The following is a 16,455-nucleotide window of genomic DNA, read 5'->3' on the forward strand; positions in this document are numbered from 1 at the left end:
CGTACCACGGCGAAGGCATCCAGCACATCGCCTGCTTCACCGACAACATCTACGAAACGGTGGAGGCGATGCGCGCGAAAGGGGTGGAGTTCCTGGATACGCCCGATACCTATTTCGACGTGATCGATCTGCGCATTCCCGATCACGGCGAAGACGTGCCGCGCTTGGCGAAGAACAAGATCCTGATCGACGCCGATCCGGAGACCAAGCAGCGCAAATTGCTGCAGATTTTCACGCAGAACAATATCGGGCCGATCTTTTTCGAGATCATCCAGCGCAAGGGCAATGAAGGTTTCGGTGAAGGCAATTTCCAGGCGTTGTTCGAGTCGATCGAACGCGACCAGATGCGCCGCGGCGTGCTGTAATTTCTCAAGCCCGAGATGACGACAGTAGGTTGGGTTAGCGCAGCGTAACCCAACCTATTCAAGCGACATTGTTGGGTTACGCTGCGCTAACCCAACCTACGAGCCGAGTTCTCTCCCATCGGGGAGCTGGAAGGGGCAAAAGTGAGCTTGATGATGCAATCGAACGGCTACCAATCCGGCTTCGGCAACGAGTTCGCCAGCGAGGCAATTCCTGGCGTACTGCCGACAGGCCAGAACTCCCCGCAGCGCGTCGCCCACGGTTTGTATGCGGAGCAGCTGTCCGGCACCGCGTTCACTGCGCCGCGCCACACCAATCACCGTAGCTGGCTGTACCGTATTCGCCCCGCGGCCATGCACAAGCCATTCGAGCCGCTTGCGCATGCCAGCTTCCACAACGGTTTCGATGAAGCACCGGCCACGCCCAATCAGCTGCGCTGGGATCCGTTGCCGCTGCCGTCCCAGCCGACAGATTTCGTCGATGGCCTGGTCACCATCGCCGGCAACGGTGGCCCCGCTGAGCAAGCGGGTTGTGGCATCCACATGTACGTCGCGAACCGCTCGATGCAGGGGCGTTTCTTCTACAACGCGGATGGCGAACTGCTGATCGTGCCGCAGCTGGGCCGTCTGCACCTCGCCACCGAGCTGGGCGTGCTGGAGATCAAACCGCTGGAAGTCGCGGTGATTCCGCGCGGCGTGCGTTTTCGCGTGGAACTGATGGATGCCCAAGCGCGTGGCTACGTCGCGGAAAACTTCGGCGCGCTGTTGCGCCTGCCGGATCTTGGCCCGATCGGCGCCAACTCCATGGCGTTGCCGCGCGATTTTCTTGCACCGCATGCGGCCTATGAAGACGTCGAAGGCGATTTCCAATTAATCGCGAAATTCCAGGGCGCGCTATGGAAGGCGAGCATCGACCACTCGCCGTTGGATGTGGTCGCATGGCATGGCAACTACGCGCCCTATAAATATGATCTCACGCGCTTCAACGCGGTCGGATCGATCAGCGTCGATCATCCCGATCCCTCCATCTTCACGGTGCTGACCTCGCCCAGCGATACGTCCGGTACCGCGAACGTGGATTTCGTGATCTTCCCGCCGCGTTGGCTGGTGGCCGAACGCACGTTCCGCCCTCCGTATTTCCATCGCAACGTCGCCAGTGAATTCATGGGGCTGATCGAGGGCGTCTACGACGCCAAGGCCGGCGGCTTCGCGCCGGGCGGTGCGAGCCTGCACAATTGCATGAGCGGACATGGCCCGGATGCGGCAACGCTCGAAAAGGCGAGCAGTGCCGATGTCAGCAAGCCGGATCACATCACCGGCACCATGGCTTTCATGTTCGAAACGCGCAAGGTGATCCGTCCCACCAGGCAGGCGCTGGACGCGCCGCAGCTTCAGCACGACTACTACCAATGCTGGCAGGGGATTGCCAAGCACTTCAATCCAGGCTGAGCCTAAAATATCCGCTGGGTTCGGTGCTGGCGAGACCGCAATCAATCTCAATCAACGATGTTCAACGATGTTCAACGATGTAGTGGGCTGCCCATTCCTGCAGCCGATGGAGCAAATGCATGAAACTGGGCAGTCTGAAAGAAGGCGGTCGTGATGGCACCTTGGTCGTGGTCAGCCGCGACCTCAAGCAGGCCGTGAAAGCCACCGGCGTTGCCGCAACGCTGCAAGCCGCACTCGATGACTGGTCGAACGTCGCGCCGCGCCTGAATGCACTGTCGGATGAGCTCAACGCCGGCAAGGCAGCCGGCGCTTTTGCATTGGACATGGCTTCACTGGCGGCGCCGTTGCCGCGCGCTTATGAATTCGTCGACGGCAGCGCTTACCTGCCGCACGTCGAACGCGTGCGTCGCGCGCGTGGCGCGGAAGTGCCCGAGTCGTTCTACGTCGATCCGTTGATGTACCAGGCGACGAGCGCGGGTTTCCTGGGGGCGCGTGATCCGGTGGTGGTGCCGAGCGAGGAATACGGCATCGACCTGGAAGCCGAAGTGGTGGTGGTTACCGATGACGTACCCATGGCCGTGAGCGTCGAGCAGGCCGTCGGCCATATTCAACTCATCGGTTTGGTCAACGACGTGAGCTTGCGCAATCTGATTCCGGGCGAACTCGCCAAGGGGTTCGGATTCCTGCAATCCAAGCCGCGCTCGGCACTCTCGCCAGTGTTCGTCACGCCCGATGAACTCGGCGACGCGTGGCAGGACGAGAAGCTCCATCTGCCCATGCGCACCTGGCTCAACGGCGAGTGGTTCGGCGAAGCCGAATGCGGCGTCGATATGCAGTTCAACTTCGCGCAACTGGTGGCGCATGCGGCCAAGACACGTCCATTGACGGCGGGCACCATCGTCGGTTCCGGCACCATCGCCAATCAGGACACCAGCAAGGGTGCTTCCTGCCTGGCCGAGCAGCGCACGGTGGAAACGCTGCGCGATGGCAAGGCGACTACGCCGTTCCTGAAGTTCGGCGACAGCTTGCGCATCGAGGTCACTGACAAGCACGGTGCTTCGATCTTCGGCTCGATCGAGCAACGCATCAGGTCTTTGTAGGTTGGGGTGCAAACCCCAACATCTCGTCCGCACATACATGGCAACGTTGGGGGTTTTACATCCCTACCCACGATGGCCATCCATGTCGGTGCGTTGACAGGTGACGCGCCGGAACATCGGCGCTATCTTCGGGCGATCCTTCACTCGCAGACGCCAGGAGCTTCGCATGTCGCAAGTCACTCTCAAGGGCAATCCGGTTCAAGTCGACGGCCAGCTGCCGGTCGTAGGCCGCCATGCTCCTGCTTTCAGCCTCGTCGCCAAGGATCTTTCCGACGCTACGCTCGCCAGCTTCAACGGCAAGCGCAAAGTGCTCAATATTTTCCCAAGTGTGGATACGCCGACCTGCGCCACCTCAGTGCGCAAGTTCAACGAAAAGGCCAGCCAGCTCGATAACACCGTCGTGCTTTGCATTTCGGCCGACCTGCCGTTCGCCCAGGCGCGCTTCTGTGGTGCCGAGGGCCTCAACAATGTCGTGACGCTATCCACGATGCGTGGTCATGATTTTCTGAAGCACTACGGTGTGGCGGTCGCTTCCGGCCCGCTGGCCGGCCTGGCTGCGCGTGCGGTCGTGGTGCTGGACGAACAGGACGAGGTGCTGCACACCGAGCTGGTCGGCGAGATTGCCAACGAGCCGGATTACGATGCGGCGCTGAAGGCACTGGGTTGAAAGGATGACGATATCCATCGCCGCGTTGAAACGGGGCGGTGGATGCGTGGTCAGTTGCGCTCAGCTCCGGCCGATCACGGGAATGGCGAACGGACTCGTGCCAAGGCGTTCCGGCAGGCCCATCCCCAACCGCAGGCTGCGTCCGATGCGGTCCGCGTGTTCCAGCATGAGTTTGGCATCGTCCTCCTCCAGCACTTCGCGCGTGGTGGTCTGCCATAACGACAACCAGCGTTCGAAGTGTTCGGCACGAATGCCGGGTTGCATGCGGTGCACCGCCATCGGGTTGCCGCGATAGCTGTTGGTGCGCAGCGCAACCGAGCACCAGAAGGAAGTCAGCGTGCGCTTGTGATCGCCCCAGTCGTGGACGGCGGCGTTGAAAACGGGGCCGAGCAGGGGATCGACGCGCACCTTTTCATAGAAGCGATCGACCAGGTGGGCGATCTGCGAGGCGTCGAGTCTGGATGGTTCTTGCATAGCGCCATGATACCACTGGCAGGTATCGCACCCGTGTGGCAAGAAGACGCTCCGGGCAAGAAAAAGCCGGGAAAACCCGGCTTTTTCTTGTCGTATGGCTGAGCTTACTTCGCTGCCATCAGGGCAAGCGTCATGTCCAGCATGCGGTTGGAGAAACCCCACTCGTTGTCGTACCAGCTGAGCACTTTCACCAGCGTCCCGCCCATCACGCGCGTCTGCGTCGAGTCGTAGATGGAGGAGTGCGCATTGTGATTGAAGTCGATCGACACCAGCGGCTTGGTGTTCACGGCCAGGATGCTCTTCAGCGGACCGTTGGCGGCTTCGTTGATGGCGGCGTCGACTTCTTCCTTGGTGGTGTTGCGCGCAGCGACGAAGGAAAGGTCCACCACTGACACATTGATGGTCGGTACGCGGATCGCGAAGCCGTCCAGCTTGCCAGCGAGTTCCGGCAACACCAGGCCCACCGCAGCGGCGGCACCGGTCTTGGTCGGGATTTGCGAGTGCGTGGCGGAGCGGGCGCGGCGCAGGTCGGAGTGATAGACGTCCGTCAGCACCTGGTCGTTGGTGTAGGCGTGGATGGTGGTCATCAGGCCGTGCACGATGCCGATCTTTTCGTGCAGCACCTTGGCCAGTGGCGCCAGGCAGTTGGTGGTGCAGGAGGCGTTGGAGATCACCTGGTGCGAGGCGGTGATCTTGCCGTGGTTCACGCCATACACGAAGGTGCCGTCCACGTCCTTGTCGCCGGGGGCGGAGATGATCACCTTCTTGGCGCCGGCAGCGAGATGCGCGCCGGCCTTGGCCTTGGAGGTGAACAGGCCCGTGCATTCCAGCACCACGTCGATGTCGAGCTCACCCCACGGCAGCTTGGACGGATCGCGTTCCGCGCAGACCTTGATGCGATCGCCATTGACGACCAGCTCGCCGCCTTCGACCGACACTTCGCCCGGGAACCGGCCGTGGGCGGTGTCGTACTGGGTGAGGTGCGCGTTGGTCTCGGCGTTGCCGAGGTCGTTCACCGCGACGATCTGGATTTCATTCGTGCGCTTGGCTTCGTACAGCGCGCGCAGCGTATTGCGGCCGATACGACCGTAACCATTGATGGCGACCTTGATGGCCATGGGACAGCGTCCTCCAAAGGATGATGGGGCAGCGAAGCGGCAGCCAGGCGGGCCGCCGAAACCCGCATTCTAGCCCGAACCGGCTGCATCCCTCATCCAAGGGAAGGGCCAAGTGCCGCGAATCGTGCATGATGCGTGACCATCCATAAGTGAGGAAATGTCATGAGCGGCGAGCAGCTGATTGAACTGACCCTGGAACAGACCGGCGACTATGAGTTCCGGGTGCGCTTCGACGGCACCGCCATACCGGACATCACCACGGATGAAACCGTACCGCTGGGCGGCGAAGCGGGGCCCAATCCCGGGCGGTTGCTCGTCGCCGCCGTGGCGAACTGCCTGTCTGCCAGCCTCCTGTTCGCATTGCGCAAGTTCAAGAATGCGCCGGATAGACTGGTGACCAAGGCGCGCGCGATGCTTGAGCGCAACGAACACGGCCGCTTGCGTGTCACGCGCATCCAGGTCGAACTGCAATTGGCCGAGCCGACCGCGGCACTCGAGCATATCGAGCGCGCGTTGGCGCAATTCGAGGATTTCTGCATCGTTACCGAAAGCGTGCGGCAGGGTGTAACGGTGGACGTCAGCGTGCGCGATGCCACCGGCGCGGTGGTACACACCAGCCACGCCTGATTGTCATCAGGCGTGTGGCATCATCTTCGGCTGCTTCTTAGGGATCCCAGCATGCCTTCTGCACGTCGCCTTGCCGCCGCGTTATTCGCCAGCCTGGCCATCACGCCCGGCGCGTATGCCTGGGGGCCACTCGGGCACAGCGTGGTGGCTGAGTTGGCGCAGCGGCATCTGAGTCCGGCAGCCGCGGCGGAAGTCGAGCACTTGCTGATGCTCGATCACACCAAATCGCTGGCCGCCATCGCCAGTTGGCCGGACGAGATCCGCAACGATCCCAGGCGGCAGGATCTGTGGAAGGCAACTCGCTCGCTGCACTACATCGACTTCCGCGACTCTTCCTGCAAGTACGTGCCGCCGCGCGATTGCAAGAACGGCCAGTGCGTGGTCGAAGCGATCCCGCGTTACGTTGCCATCCTCAGCGATCGCAGCCAGCCGGACGCGGCACGGCTGCAGGCGCTGAAGTTCGTGGTGCATTTCGTGGGCGACATTCACCAGCCCTTGCATGGCGGCTACCGCGACGATGCCGGCGGCAATACCTACCAGGTGCAATTCCAGCGGCAAGGCACGAATCTGCACCGCGTCTGGGACTCCGGCCTGCTTGGCACCCGTGGACTGAACTGGAAGGCGTATGCCAACCGGCTCGACGCCGCAGGCATCGCTCCATTACCCGCGCCGCTGGCGCCGCTCGATAAGCCTGCCGCGCAGTGGGCGGAAGAGTCCTGCCAGATCACGCGCGACATTTACCCGGCCAACCACAAGATCGATCAGGCGTATGTCGATGCCCAATTGCCGGTGGCCGACAGCCGCCTGCGCGAAGCGGGCAGGCGATTGGCTGAAGTTCTGAACCTGGCGTTGCAGAACGGCTGATCGGGGTGGCCGCATAGGCGGCACCCGTGCGGGCGAGGTGGCCGTTCTGTGACAGCGATCGCTGCCGACCATGCGCAAACGTATCCATGTGGCGTGGCCAAAAGCCAGGGCTTGCGAGCTCCGGTCGGCGATGCACGCTTGAGATAAACCCATTTACGTCTAGCCGTCCAAACTGCCGGCCACGCGCTTTGCGGCGCTGCCACACGCAATCTTGCATACGATTGCACGCAAAAAGATATTGCAGTGCAGCCATGGTGTTCTGTTAGTCTCGTCCGACAATTTCAAAACTCCCCGCAATGGCTACCGACACACATTCCCGCCGCACCAAAATCGTCGCCACCCTGGGCCCGGCCACCGACGCGCCCGGCATGCTCGAAAAAATCATCGCCGAAGGCGTCAACGTGGTACGCCTCAACTTGTCCCATGGGCACTCCGACGATCACCGCGCTCGCGCGGCGGCGGTGCGCAAGGCAGCCGAAAAGGTGGGCCGCGAGGTAGGCATCCTGGCGGATCTGCAGGGGCCGAAGATTCGCCTGGAGCGTTTCGCCAATGGTCCGATCGAGTTGCGTGACGGCGATCCGTTCGTGCTCGATTGCCGCGCCGATGCGCCGGCCGGGGACACCACGCGCGTGGGCGTGAGCTATCTCGGCTTGCCTAAAGATGTGAATGCGGGCGACATCCTGTTGCTCGACGATGGCCTGGTCGCGCTGACCGTGCTTGAGGTCGCTGGCACCGAGATCCGTTGCCAGGTGCTGATCGGTGGACGCCTTTCCGATCGCAAGGGCCTGAACCGCCAGGGCGGCGGCCTCTCCGTCGACGCGTTGTCCGATAAGGACAAGGCGGATATCAAACTTGCCGCAGAGATCGGTGCGGATTTTCTTGCGGTCTCGTTCGTGCGCTCCGCCGCCGACATGGATCTCGCGCGTCGTTTGCTCAAGGAAGCCGGCGGCAATGCCTCGCTGGTGGCGAAGATCGAGCGTGCCGACGCGATTCCGGTGCTCGGCGAAATCATCGATGCGTCCGACGTGGTGATGGTGGCGCGTGGCGATCTTGGCGTGGAAATCGGCGATGCCGAACTGCCGGGCCTGCAGAAGAAGATCATCCGCGAAACCGTGCAGCGCAATCGCGCCGTGATCACGGCCACGCAGATGCTGCAGTCGATGGTGCGCTCGCCCATCCCCACGCGCGCCGAAGTGCTGGACGTAGCCAATGCGGTGATCGACGGCACGGACGCGGTGATGCTGTCGGAAGAATCGGCGGCCGGCGCCCATCCGGACAAGGCAGTGGCGGCACTGCGCCGTATCTGCCTGGGTGCCGAGCGCCAGTTTGAGCCGAAGGAAACGCTCACCAAAGATGGACATCATCTGGATCGCACTGACCAGGCCATCGCCCTGGCGGCGATGCTGCTGGCCAGCGAGATCGGTGTGCGCGCGATCGTGGCGCTGACCGAATCGGGTGCTACCGCGCAATGGCTGTCGCGCTACCGCAGTGCGGTGCCGATCTACGCGCTATCGCCGTTTGATGATGCACGCCGCCGCATGCTGGTGCTGCGCGACGTGCAGCCGGTGAAGTTCACGCACGACACCTTGAACCCGGCCGTCTCGGCGCGCGAAGCGGTGCGCCAGCTGTTCGGCGCCGGCAAGCTTTCCGAGGGCGATCGCGTGGTGCTGACGCACGGCGACCACATCGGCAAGGGCGGCGGTACCAATACGCTCAAGCTGTTGTCGGTGGGGGCCGATGGCATGGTGGAAAGTCTGCGCGATCTGTAAGGCCGGCACCGTCACCCTCTCCCGAGAGGGTGACGCAGAGCGGCTCTGCCGACGGCATTTCTGTTTGGCTAGACTGGCGCTACGTCCCCACAGCTACATCGGAGGTTCCACCATGCGCACGACGATTCGTTTTGCTCCATCCCTGCTCGTGGCCGCATTGCTGGTAGCCGGTATGCCGGCCACGGCCCAGGAGGCGCAAAGGATGGCGCCGGAGCAGTTGTCCAATCAGTGGATCCTGCTCAATCGCGATGTCTCGGTGGACGTGCCCAACAGCGGCGTCAACATCTACAAGCCCAGTTGCATCGCCGTGACCTACACGATCGGCAGCGACGGCGTGCCGATGAACGTGCAGGTGGCCAAGATGGTGCCGAAGAGCGATCTGGGCAAAGCGGCGGTGAGCGCGGTGTCCAACTTCCGATACGGCCCTTCGCTGACCAATAAAAACCACATACCGGTCAGCACTTACTACGTCGTTCCCTTCAATTCTGCCGACGACCCGGCCCAGCGCGCACAGCTGATGGCGCCCTGCAAGTTGCCCGGCTACGGTCAGGGCTGACTGCTGCCAAGGCACATTCAGCGGGCTCTCTGGACATCCCCTTCGGGCCGGCCTTGTCCGCCCCCATCCCTCCGGCCCGTCGGCTCGACAGACGGCCGGTCTGCCTTCGCCGGCAGTCCGGTGGTCTGAGGGCGGACAAGGCCGGTGACGCCTATGCAAAATGGGTCAGGTCACCCCGGTGGGGCTATAATCGCGCGCTTTCCACCTTGTCCGCCCGCTAGGGTGGTCTCCCTCCTTGCGGCGTTCGCCGCCAAAAGTTTTACGGAGTCGTCCCATGAGCATTGAAGATCTCGAAAGCGTAGCCCTGGCCATGGTTGCCCCCGGCAAGGGCATCATCGCCATCGACGAATCGACCAACACGATCAAGAAGCGCTTCGAATCGGTCGGCATCGAGAACACGGAGGAGAACCGCCGCGCCTACCGCGAGTTGCTGCTCACCACGCCGAACCTCTCCGAGCACATCTCCGGCGCGATCCTGTATGACGAAACGATTCGTCAATCCACCAAGGATGGTGTGCCGTTTACCCAGATCATGAAGAAGAACGGCATCATCCCGGGCATCAAGGTGGACAAGGGCACCGTGGCGCTGGCCGGCTTCCCGGGCGATGTAATCACCGAAGGCCTCGATGGCCTGCGCGAGCGCCTGGCCGAGTACGTGAAACTCGGTGCGCAGTTCGCCAAGTGGCGCGCGGTGATCAACATCAGCGAAGACAACCCCAGCTCTACCGCCATCGAAGCCAATACCCAGGCGCTGGCCCGCTACGCAGCGTTGTGCCAGGAAGCCGGTCTGGTGCCGATGGTCGAGCCGGAAGTGATCATGGACGGCGATCATTCCATCGAAGTCAGCTACGAAGTGCACGAGGCCGTGCTGCGTAGCCTGTTCAATGCCTTGTATGAGCAGAACGTACTGCTGGAAGGCACCATCCTGAAGGTCAGCATGGTCATTCCGGGCAAGGACGCGGACGAGCAGGTCGACGTCGAAGAAGTAGCCGAAGCCACCGTGCGCGTGCTGAAGACTACCGTGCCGGCCACGCTGCCGGGCATCGTGTTCCTCTCCGGCGGCCAGACCGACGAACAGTCCACCGCGCACCTCAATGCGATGAACCGCATGGGTCCGCATCCGTGGCCGCTGTCGTTCTCCTACGGCCGCGCCATGCAGCAGGCCGCGCTGAAGCTGTGGTCGAAGGACCTGAAGGCCAATGTCGCCGAAGCTCAGAAAGTTGTGCATGCGCGCGCCAAGGACAATGGCCTGGCTGCGCTGGGGCAGTGGAAAGGCTGATCGCCTTGCTGCAACCGATAAACAAAAAGAGCGCCGAAAGGCGCTCTTTTTGTTGGAGCCGATACCACTTTTTATTAGAAGCGATATTCCACGGACGCCGTGTACGCATTGGTCTGCAACTGCACGCCATGGTTGCGGTTGGAGCCATCGTAGTAGTTGTAGTTAACGCCCACGCTCCAGTCGTCCGTCAGGTTGTAACCCACGCCCACTCCGGCGTAATAGCGGGTGCGATCGAAACGCTGGTAGCTTGCGTTGGCGTTATCGGTCAGGCCCTGGCCCTGCGCGTAGAACGCACCGGCGCGTACCTCGCCATACCACTTGGGCGTGAAGTTGTAGCGCAGGTTCGCACCGAGCGTCGGGCCGTACAACTTGGAGCGTAGCGAGGAGTCGTTCGAATAGCGCGAATCGATGCGGCCCAGATACTGGTAACCGGCTTCCACGCCGACCGACATTTCCGGATTGATGGCGAAACGGTAGCCGCCCTTGATGCCACCGATGGCATCGCCTTGTGAATCGTACGGGCCCTTGTTGATCTGGCCGTAGCCGACTTCGCCGTCGATGTACCAGCCTTGCTGGGCCGTCCGGGTGGGGGCGCTCTGGGCGAAAGCGGCGGGCACAGCGGCCAGGCCCATGGCGGCGAGAGCAACAGCAAACAACGTCTTCTTCATGGAGTACTCCTTGTCATGCTTTTTGATCGGGGTGGTTCGGCACTAGGGGGAAGCCGACGACCCCGTACGCATGCTTGTGTGTGCGCTTCCATGAAATAAGGACGTGTCCGATAGATTCAATACCAATGAGTTCAGTATTAAGAGTTGATTAAGATGACGTGCATGAAGGGATGGGCTGACACCACGTCCAGCCCATCCCGGAGACTTAGAATCGATATTCGCCGGTAAGCGAAAGGATGCTGGTGGAACGCTTGAGCGTGGCGATTTCCTGATCGGCCAGTCGCACGCGGCCGGCGTTGGCGTGGTAGTAGTCGTAGCTCAGGCCGACTCCCCAGTGCTCGTCGATATCCCAACCCGTGCCCACGCCGGCGTACCAACCGTTGCGGCCTGCCTTGGCAGTGGTGAATTCACCGAGGTTCTGGTCGACGTTGTCGTAGATGTGGTCGGAGCCATTGGCGTGGAAAAAACCGCCGCGTGCCGACAGATACCACTGCGTAGCCAGATTGATGCGGCCATTGGCGCCCACCAGCCAGCCGCGCAGGGCCTGCGTGGTCGAGGTCTGGTCGATCTTGTCGCCGTTGAACGTATTCTGCAGTTTGAAGTTGCCGAGGTCCGCGTAGCCAGCTTCCAGGCCTAGCGCCAGGTTCGGGCCGAGTTTCCAGCGATAGCCGCCGAACAGGTTGTAACCCGTCTTGCGGCCGCGCTGGCTCTTGCCGAAGTTGAAGTCATTGCCGATGTTGGAGCCGAAGCCACCGCTGGTGGAACTGCCCGTGCGACCGATGCCGGCATCGAGGAACCAACTGCCGGAACCGATGGTTTGAGTGGGCAGATAGCCCGATGAGTCTTGGGCAAAAGCGGGAAGGGCGATGAGGCCCGCAGCGGCGACCGCCGCGGAGAGAAGGATCTTGCGCATGGGGAACTCCATTTTGTCTTTTTGTGTTTCCGGATCCGAATCGCGAGGGGAGGGCGCTCGGGTGGAACGGCTGCGGGGTGCAGCAGGGGTATTAAAAGGGAGCGCTGCCGGGAATCTCGTTCGGCCGGAGAACAAATTAAGGCCGTGTTTAAGCCATCAAATCAAAGGGCTGTCGGCATTGGACGACAGACAGCGGACGATCAGCGACAATAATTGTCTTTGCGCCCGCCTCCGGAGAAACCCCTGATGACATCTCGCCGCGAACTCGCCAACGCCGTCCGCGCCCTAGCCATGGATGCCGTGGAGGCAGCCAAGTCCGGCCACCCCGGCATGCCGATGGGCATGGCCGATATCGCCGAAGTGCTGTGGAACGATTACCTGAAGTTCAATCCGGTCAATCCGAAGTGGCCCAATCGCGACCGCTTCGTGCTTTCCAACGGTCACGGCTCAATGCTGCAGTACGCGTTGCTGCACCTGACTGGCTTCGACCTGCCGATGGCCGAACTCAAGCGCTTTCGCCAGCTGCATTCAAAGACCGCCGGCCATCCGGAAGCAAGCGAGACCCCAGGCGTGGAAACCACCACCGGCCCGCTTGGCCAGGGCTTTGCCAACTCGGTCGGTCTGGCGCTGGCCGAAAAGCTGCTCGCCCAGCACTTCAACCGTCCGGGCCATACCATCGTCGACCACCACACCTTCGTGTTCATGGGCGACGGCTGCATGATGGAAGGCGTGTCGCATGAAGCCGCTTCGCTGGCCGGTACGTGGAAGCTGGGCAAGCTCATCGCGGTCTACGACGACAACAACATCTCCATCGACGGCGAAGTGGAAGGCTGGTTCACCGACGACACACCGAAGCGTTTCGAAGCCTATGGCTGGAACGTGATCCGCGGCGTCGACGGCCACAACGCCGAGGCCGTGCAGAAAGCCCTTGCCGCGGCGACCGCGCAAAGCGACAAGCCCACCCTGATCTGCTGCAAGACCATCATCGGCTTCGGCGCTCCGCACAAGCAGGGCAAGGAAGAATCGCACGGCGCTGCGCTGGGCAAGGATGAAGTGGCTGCTGCACGCGATGAACTCGATTGGCGCTATCCGCCCTTCGAAATCCCGCAAGACATCTATGCGGCGTGGGACAAGAAAAAGATCGGTGCCGAGCGCGAGCAGCAATGGAACGAGCTGTTTGCCACGTATGAGGCCGCGTTTCCGGAACTCGCCGCGGAATTCCGCCGCCGCACGGCCGGTGAACTGCCGGCGGACTGGGCCAAGCTGTCGCAAGCCTACGTCGACAAGGTCAACGCCGATGGCCCTGACGTCGCTTCACGCAAGGCGTCGCAGATGGCCCTGGATGCCTTCGGGCCGCTGTTGCCGGAAATGATCGGCGGTTCGGCGGATCTCGCCGGCTCCAACCTCACCATGTGGAAGGGCAGCAAGAGCGTCACCGGTCCCGACGGCAACTACGTGCATTACGGCGTGCGCGAATTCGGCATGACGGCGATCGCCAACGGCCTGGCCCTGCATGGTGGCTTCATCCCGTATGGCGGCACGTTCCTGGTGTTCTCCGATTACGCGCGCAATGCGGTGCGCATGAGCGCGCTGATTCCCGCACACTCCATCCAGGTGTACACGCACGATTCGATCGGCCTGGGTGAAGACGGCCCCACGCATCAGCCGGTGGAGCATCTCGCCTCGCTGCGCCTGATTCCGAACAATCGTGTCTGGCGTCCATGCGACGCGGTGGAATCGGCGGTGTCGTGGAAAGAGTCGATCGAGCACAAGCATGGTCCGTCGTGCCTGGTCTTCTCGCGCCAGACGCTCAAGCATCAGCAGCGCACCGCGCAGCAATTGGCCGATATCAAGCGCGGCGGCTACGTGCTGCTCGATCCGGCGGATACGAAGTTCAAGGCGATCCTGATTGCCACCGGATCGGAAGTGGAGCTGGCCATGGAGGCGGCACGCACGCTGGCGCAGCAGAACGTGCCGGTGCGTGTGGTGTCGATGCCTTGCAACGAAGTGTTCGACGCCCAGCCGCTCGAATACAGGGAAGGCGTGCTGCCCGGCTGGTGCCGTGCGCGCGTGGCGGTGGAAGCGGCCAGCGCCGATTTCTGGCGCAAGTACGTCGGCCTGGACGGCGACGTCATCGGCATGACCACGTTCGGTGCTTCCGCACCGGCACCCGCGTTGTTTGAGTACTTCGGTTTTACCGTGCCGCGCGTGGTGGATGCGGTGAAGAAGGTGGTCGGCTGAGATGTTCCTATACACCCTCTCCTTTTGTAGGGAGAGGGTAATCATGAAAATGCGCGTTCCTCCATGGCCGTCATTCCCGCGAAAGCGGGAATCCATGTTGCTCTAATGCAAGGTGCAAAGATGGATTCCCGCTTTCGCGGGAATGACGGCCGTGAGGTACGAGGTGTGTTGTTGCGGGTTAAGCATTTACCAAGGTGGTGGCTACACCAAACGCCAGCGCCATCACCACGGCGACCGCTACACACGCACTGCCAATACGAATCCGCCGCGCATCAACGCGCGGAATCAAACGCCACAGGGCAACTACACCGATCAGCATCGACAGCACGAGCGCTATGCGAAACGCACCGCTCGCGAGCAATGGCCCCAACGGTGGACGCGTCATGCCGGCATGCGCTGCCGCCGCCGCACCGATCAACAGCGTAAGCAGGCTCCAGATCAAGCAGGCGAGATAGGTGCGATTGAACACCACCGGCGCGCCCTCGCTCCAGCGCAGCACGATCCAGGCAATCAGGCTCGGCAACACCGCGCCGATACTGCCGAACAGCACCCACCAGATCAGGCTGCTGAGCAACGCAAGAAAACCGGTCATGCTTTTTCCTTGAGGCCGATGCGGTTCAACAGCTTGTCCATCAGCCACGCCGGGCCGACGAGTAAATAGGCAAGATCGGTAAAGAAGCTCGGCCTTCGTCCTTCGAAAGATGGCCGATGAATTGCCCGATCCACGCGGCAGCGAATACACCCAGCGCCAGCCAGCGCATATGTGCCGGTCCCAACGAATCAAATACCCATGCGCAAATCAGCGCAAGGATCGCCAATGCGATCAGCAAGGCGGCACCGAGGCGATGGGAACGCTTCCAGTACCACGCGAACGCCAACACGATCGCAAACACTGCATAGGCGCCCGGGCGCAACAGCGATGCCGGCACCGGCACAGTCCACAGCAAAGCCAGCGCGCTCCACACGATCAGCGGCACGCAGATCCAATGCAGCAAGCGATTGATGGGATGCTGATGATCCTGGCTGTAGCTATCCAGCCACTCGCGCATGCTGCGTTGATCCGCGGCGAGCGCCATCAGTGCGCCGAACTCTGGGAGAACAGGTTAAGCACCAGCACGCCCGCCACGATCAGCCCGATGCCGAGCATGGCGGCAGGATCAAGCTTCTGCTTGTACAGCACGACGCCAATCAACGCGATGAGCGCGGTGCCGGCACCCGACCAGATGGCATAGGCGACGCCAAGCGGCACGCTGCGCAACGCAAGGCCCAAGCAGTAAAACGCCGTGCCATAGCCGGCAATCACCACCAGGCTTGGCACCATTTGGCTGAAGCCATTGGCGGCTTTCAGCGCACTGGTGGCGATGACCTCGGCGACGATCGCCAACGCGAGATAGCTCCAGGCATTCATTCCAAGGTAATGCCGGCCAGGCGTTGCAGCGCTTCGGCGTATTTGGCGGATGTGCCGGCGATCACGCCGGCCGGAACGCGCGGCCCCGGCGCTTGCTTGTTCCAGTCCAGCGTCTCCAGGTAATCGCGCACGAATTGCTTGTCATAGCTCGGCGGGCTGATGCCGACCTGGTACTGATCGGCCGGCCAGAAGCGCGAGGAATCGGGTGTGAGCATTTCATCCATCACGTACAGCTTGCCGTCTTCGTCGGTGCCGAATTCGAATTTGGTGTCGGCGATGATGATGCCGCGCTCGGCTGCATAAGCGGCAGCCCACTTGTAGATGCCGAGCGTCGCATCGCGCACTTGCTCGGCCAGCTCCTTGCCGACGGCTGCGATCACTGCATCGAAGCTCACGTTCTCGTCGTGATCGCCGACTGCAGCCTTGGTCGATGGCGTAAAAATCGGCTCGGGCAACTGCTGGGCCTGGCGCAGACCAGCGGGCAGCTGGATACCGCACAGCGAACCGGTGGCCCGGTAATCCTTCCAGCCCGAGCCGATCAGGTAGCCACGGGCGATGGCTTCCACCGGCACCGGCTTCAGGCGCTTGGTGACCACGGCGCGCTTGCGGTATAGCGCGAGGTCCGTGCCCGCGGGCAGCACTTCTTCCAGCGGCGTGTGCAGGAGATGGTTGGGCACGATGTGCGCCGTCTTGCCGAACCAGTAGTTGGAAATCTGCGTAAGCATCTCGCCCTTGCCGGGGATCGGGTCGGGCAACACCACGTCGAACGCGGAGAGGCGGTCGGTGGCCACGATCAGCAGGCGGTTGCCGGACAGCGCGTAGACGTCGCGCACCTTGCCACGGTGGATCAGCTCCAGGCCAGGCAGGTTCGATTGCAGCAGGGTGGTGGGCACGGCGCGCTCCGATGGTGTGACAAGCCGGCTATTGTACCGGCGGCGCTGCTATAGAATGGCTGGCTTT

General features: G+C 62.2%; 18 protein-coding genes. 10 read left to right on the top strand and 8 right to left on the bottom strand.

Annotated features, from left to right (window positions below; all coding sequences use genetic code 11):
- The 4 genes from V7M64_RS10340 to tpx form a co-directional block, all read left to right on the top strand.
- Nucleotides 1-365 (top strand): VOC family protein (locus tag V7M64_RS10340; RefSeq protein WP_333679065.1); only part of this gene is annotated, 365 nt, incomplete at its 5' end.
- A gap of 150 nt (nt 366-515) precedes the next feature.
- The gene (gene hmgA / locus V7M64_RS10345; RefSeq protein ID WP_333679126.1) at nt 516-1,811 is read left to right on the top strand and encodes a homogentisate 1,2-dioxygenase; all 1,296 of its coding nucleotides are present in this window, start codon (nt 516-518) and stop codon (nt 1,809-1,811) included.
- 119 nt (nt 1,812-1,930) lie between these two features.
- Entirely contained in the window at nt 1,931-2,911 is a 981-nt protein-coding gene (locus V7M64_RS10350; RefSeq protein ID WP_333679066.1) for a fumarylacetoacetate hydrolase family protein, read from the top strand.
- Nucleotides 2,912-3,077: 166 nt separating this feature from the next.
- Nucleotides 3,078-3,578: a thiol peroxidase gene (gene tpx, locus V7M64_RS10355; protein ID WP_333679067.1), complete on the top strand. Its 501-nt coding sequence runs from the start codon at nt 3,078-3,080 to the stop codon at nt 3,576-3,578.
- 60 nt (nt 3,579-3,638) lie between these two features.
- Here the strand turns inward: tpx and V7M64_RS10360 are convergent, their stop codons facing one another.
- A complete protein-coding gene (locus V7M64_RS10360; protein ID WP_333679068.1) occupies nt 3,639-4,052 on the bottom strand; it encodes a group III truncated hemoglobin in 414 nt (137 codons plus the stop codon).
- A gap of 104 nt (nt 4,053-4,156) precedes the next feature.
- Nucleotides 4,157-5,170 (bottom strand): type I glyceraldehyde-3-phosphate dehydrogenase, encoded by a 1,014-nt coding sequence (gene gap, locus V7M64_RS10365; protein WP_333679069.1) that lies wholly within the window; start codon nt 5,168-5,170, stop codon nt 4,157-4,159.
- Between the two features lie 162 nt (nt 5,171-5,332).
- Between gap and V7M64_RS10370 the strand changes: the two genes are divergently transcribed.
- From V7M64_RS10370 to V7M64_RS10390, 5 genes are all read left to right on the top strand, one after another.
- Nucleotides 5,333-5,797: an OsmC family protein gene (locus V7M64_RS10370; RefSeq protein ID WP_333679070.1), complete on the top strand. Its 465-nt coding sequence runs from the start codon at nt 5,333-5,335 to the stop codon at nt 5,795-5,797.
- A 51-nt stretch (nt 5,798-5,848) separates the two neighbouring features.
- Nucleotides 5,849-6,661 (top strand): S1/P1 nuclease, encoded by an 813-nt coding sequence (locus V7M64_RS10375; RefSeq protein WP_333679071.1) that lies wholly within the window; start codon nt 5,849-5,851, stop codon nt 6,659-6,661.
- Nucleotides 6,662-6,957: 296 nt separating this feature from the next.
- On the top strand, nt 6,958-8,430 hold the full coding sequence (gene pyk, locus V7M64_RS10380) for a pyruvate kinase (RefSeq protein WP_333679072.1): 1,473 nt from the start codon (nt 6,958-6,960) through the stop codon (nt 8,428-8,430).
- A gap of 172 nt (nt 8,431-8,602) precedes the next feature.
- On the top strand, nt 8,603-8,986 hold the full coding sequence (locus tag V7M64_RS10385; protein ID WP_333679127.1) for an energy transducer TonB: 384 nt from the start codon (nt 8,603-8,605) through the stop codon (nt 8,984-8,986).
- 274 nt (nt 8,987-9,260) lie between these two features.
- Complete coding sequence (locus V7M64_RS10390) at nt 9,261-10,265, top strand: class I fructose-bisphosphate aldolase (RefSeq protein WP_333679073.1); 1,005 nt, start codon at nt 9,261-9,263, stop codon at nt 10,263-10,265.
- 74 nt (nt 10,266-10,339) lie between these two features.
- Here V7M64_RS10390 and V7M64_RS10395 read toward each other — a convergent pair whose 3' ends face one another.
- Nucleotides 10,340-10,933: a porin family protein gene (locus V7M64_RS10395; RefSeq protein ID WP_333679074.1), complete on the bottom strand. Its 594-nt coding sequence runs from the start codon at nt 10,931-10,933 to the stop codon at nt 10,340-10,342.
- A 205-nt stretch (nt 10,934-11,138) separates the two neighbouring features.
- Nucleotides 11,139-11,846, bottom strand: a complete 708-nt coding sequence (locus V7M64_RS10400) for an outer membrane beta-barrel protein (protein ID WP_333679075.1) — start codon at nt 11,844-11,846, stop codon at nt 11,139-11,141.
- Between the two features lie 246 nt (nt 11,847-12,092).
- Between V7M64_RS10400 and tkt the strand changes: the two genes are divergently transcribed.
- On the top strand, nt 12,093-14,087 hold the full coding sequence (gene tkt, locus V7M64_RS10405) for a transketolase (protein ID WP_333679076.1): 1,995 nt from the start codon (nt 12,093-12,095) through the stop codon (nt 14,085-14,087).
- Nucleotides 14,088-14,265: 178 nt separating this feature from the next.
- Here the strand turns inward: tkt and V7M64_RS10410 are convergent, their stop codons facing one another.
- From V7M64_RS10410 to V7M64_RS10425, 4 genes are read right to left on the bottom strand one after another with little or no spacing between them, the layout of a single operon-like run.
- On the bottom strand, nt 14,266-14,679 hold the full coding sequence (locus V7M64_RS10410) for a hypothetical protein (protein WP_333679077.1): 414 nt from the start codon (nt 14,677-14,679) through the stop codon (nt 14,266-14,268).
- A gap of 40 nt (nt 14,680-14,719) precedes the next feature.
- Nucleotides 14,720-15,163, bottom strand: a complete 444-nt coding sequence (locus V7M64_RS10415; protein ID WP_333679078.1) for an Mpo1-like protein — start codon at nt 15,161-15,163, stop codon at nt 14,720-14,722.
- Nucleotides 15,163-15,495 (bottom strand): multidrug efflux SMR transporter, encoded by a 333-nt coding sequence (locus V7M64_RS10420; protein WP_333679079.1) that lies wholly within the window; start codon nt 15,493-15,495, stop codon nt 15,163-15,165. The genes V7M64_RS10415 and V7M64_RS10420 overlap by 1 nt, the downstream gene beginning before the upstream one ends.
- Nucleotides 15,492-16,388: a phosphoribosylaminoimidazolesuccinocarboxamide synthase gene (locus tag V7M64_RS10425; protein ID WP_333679080.1), complete on the bottom strand. Its 897-nt coding sequence runs from the start codon at nt 16,386-16,388 to the stop codon at nt 15,492-15,494. The genes V7M64_RS10420 and V7M64_RS10425 overlap by 4 nt, the downstream gene beginning before the upstream one ends.
- Nucleotides 16,389-16,455 lie beyond the last annotated feature (67 nt).

Source organism: Dyella sp., assembly GCF_036746095.1.
In the GTDB taxonomy this organism is placed as follows: domain Bacteria; phylum Pseudomonadota; class Gammaproteobacteria; order Xanthomonadales; family Rhodanobacteraceae; genus Dyella_B.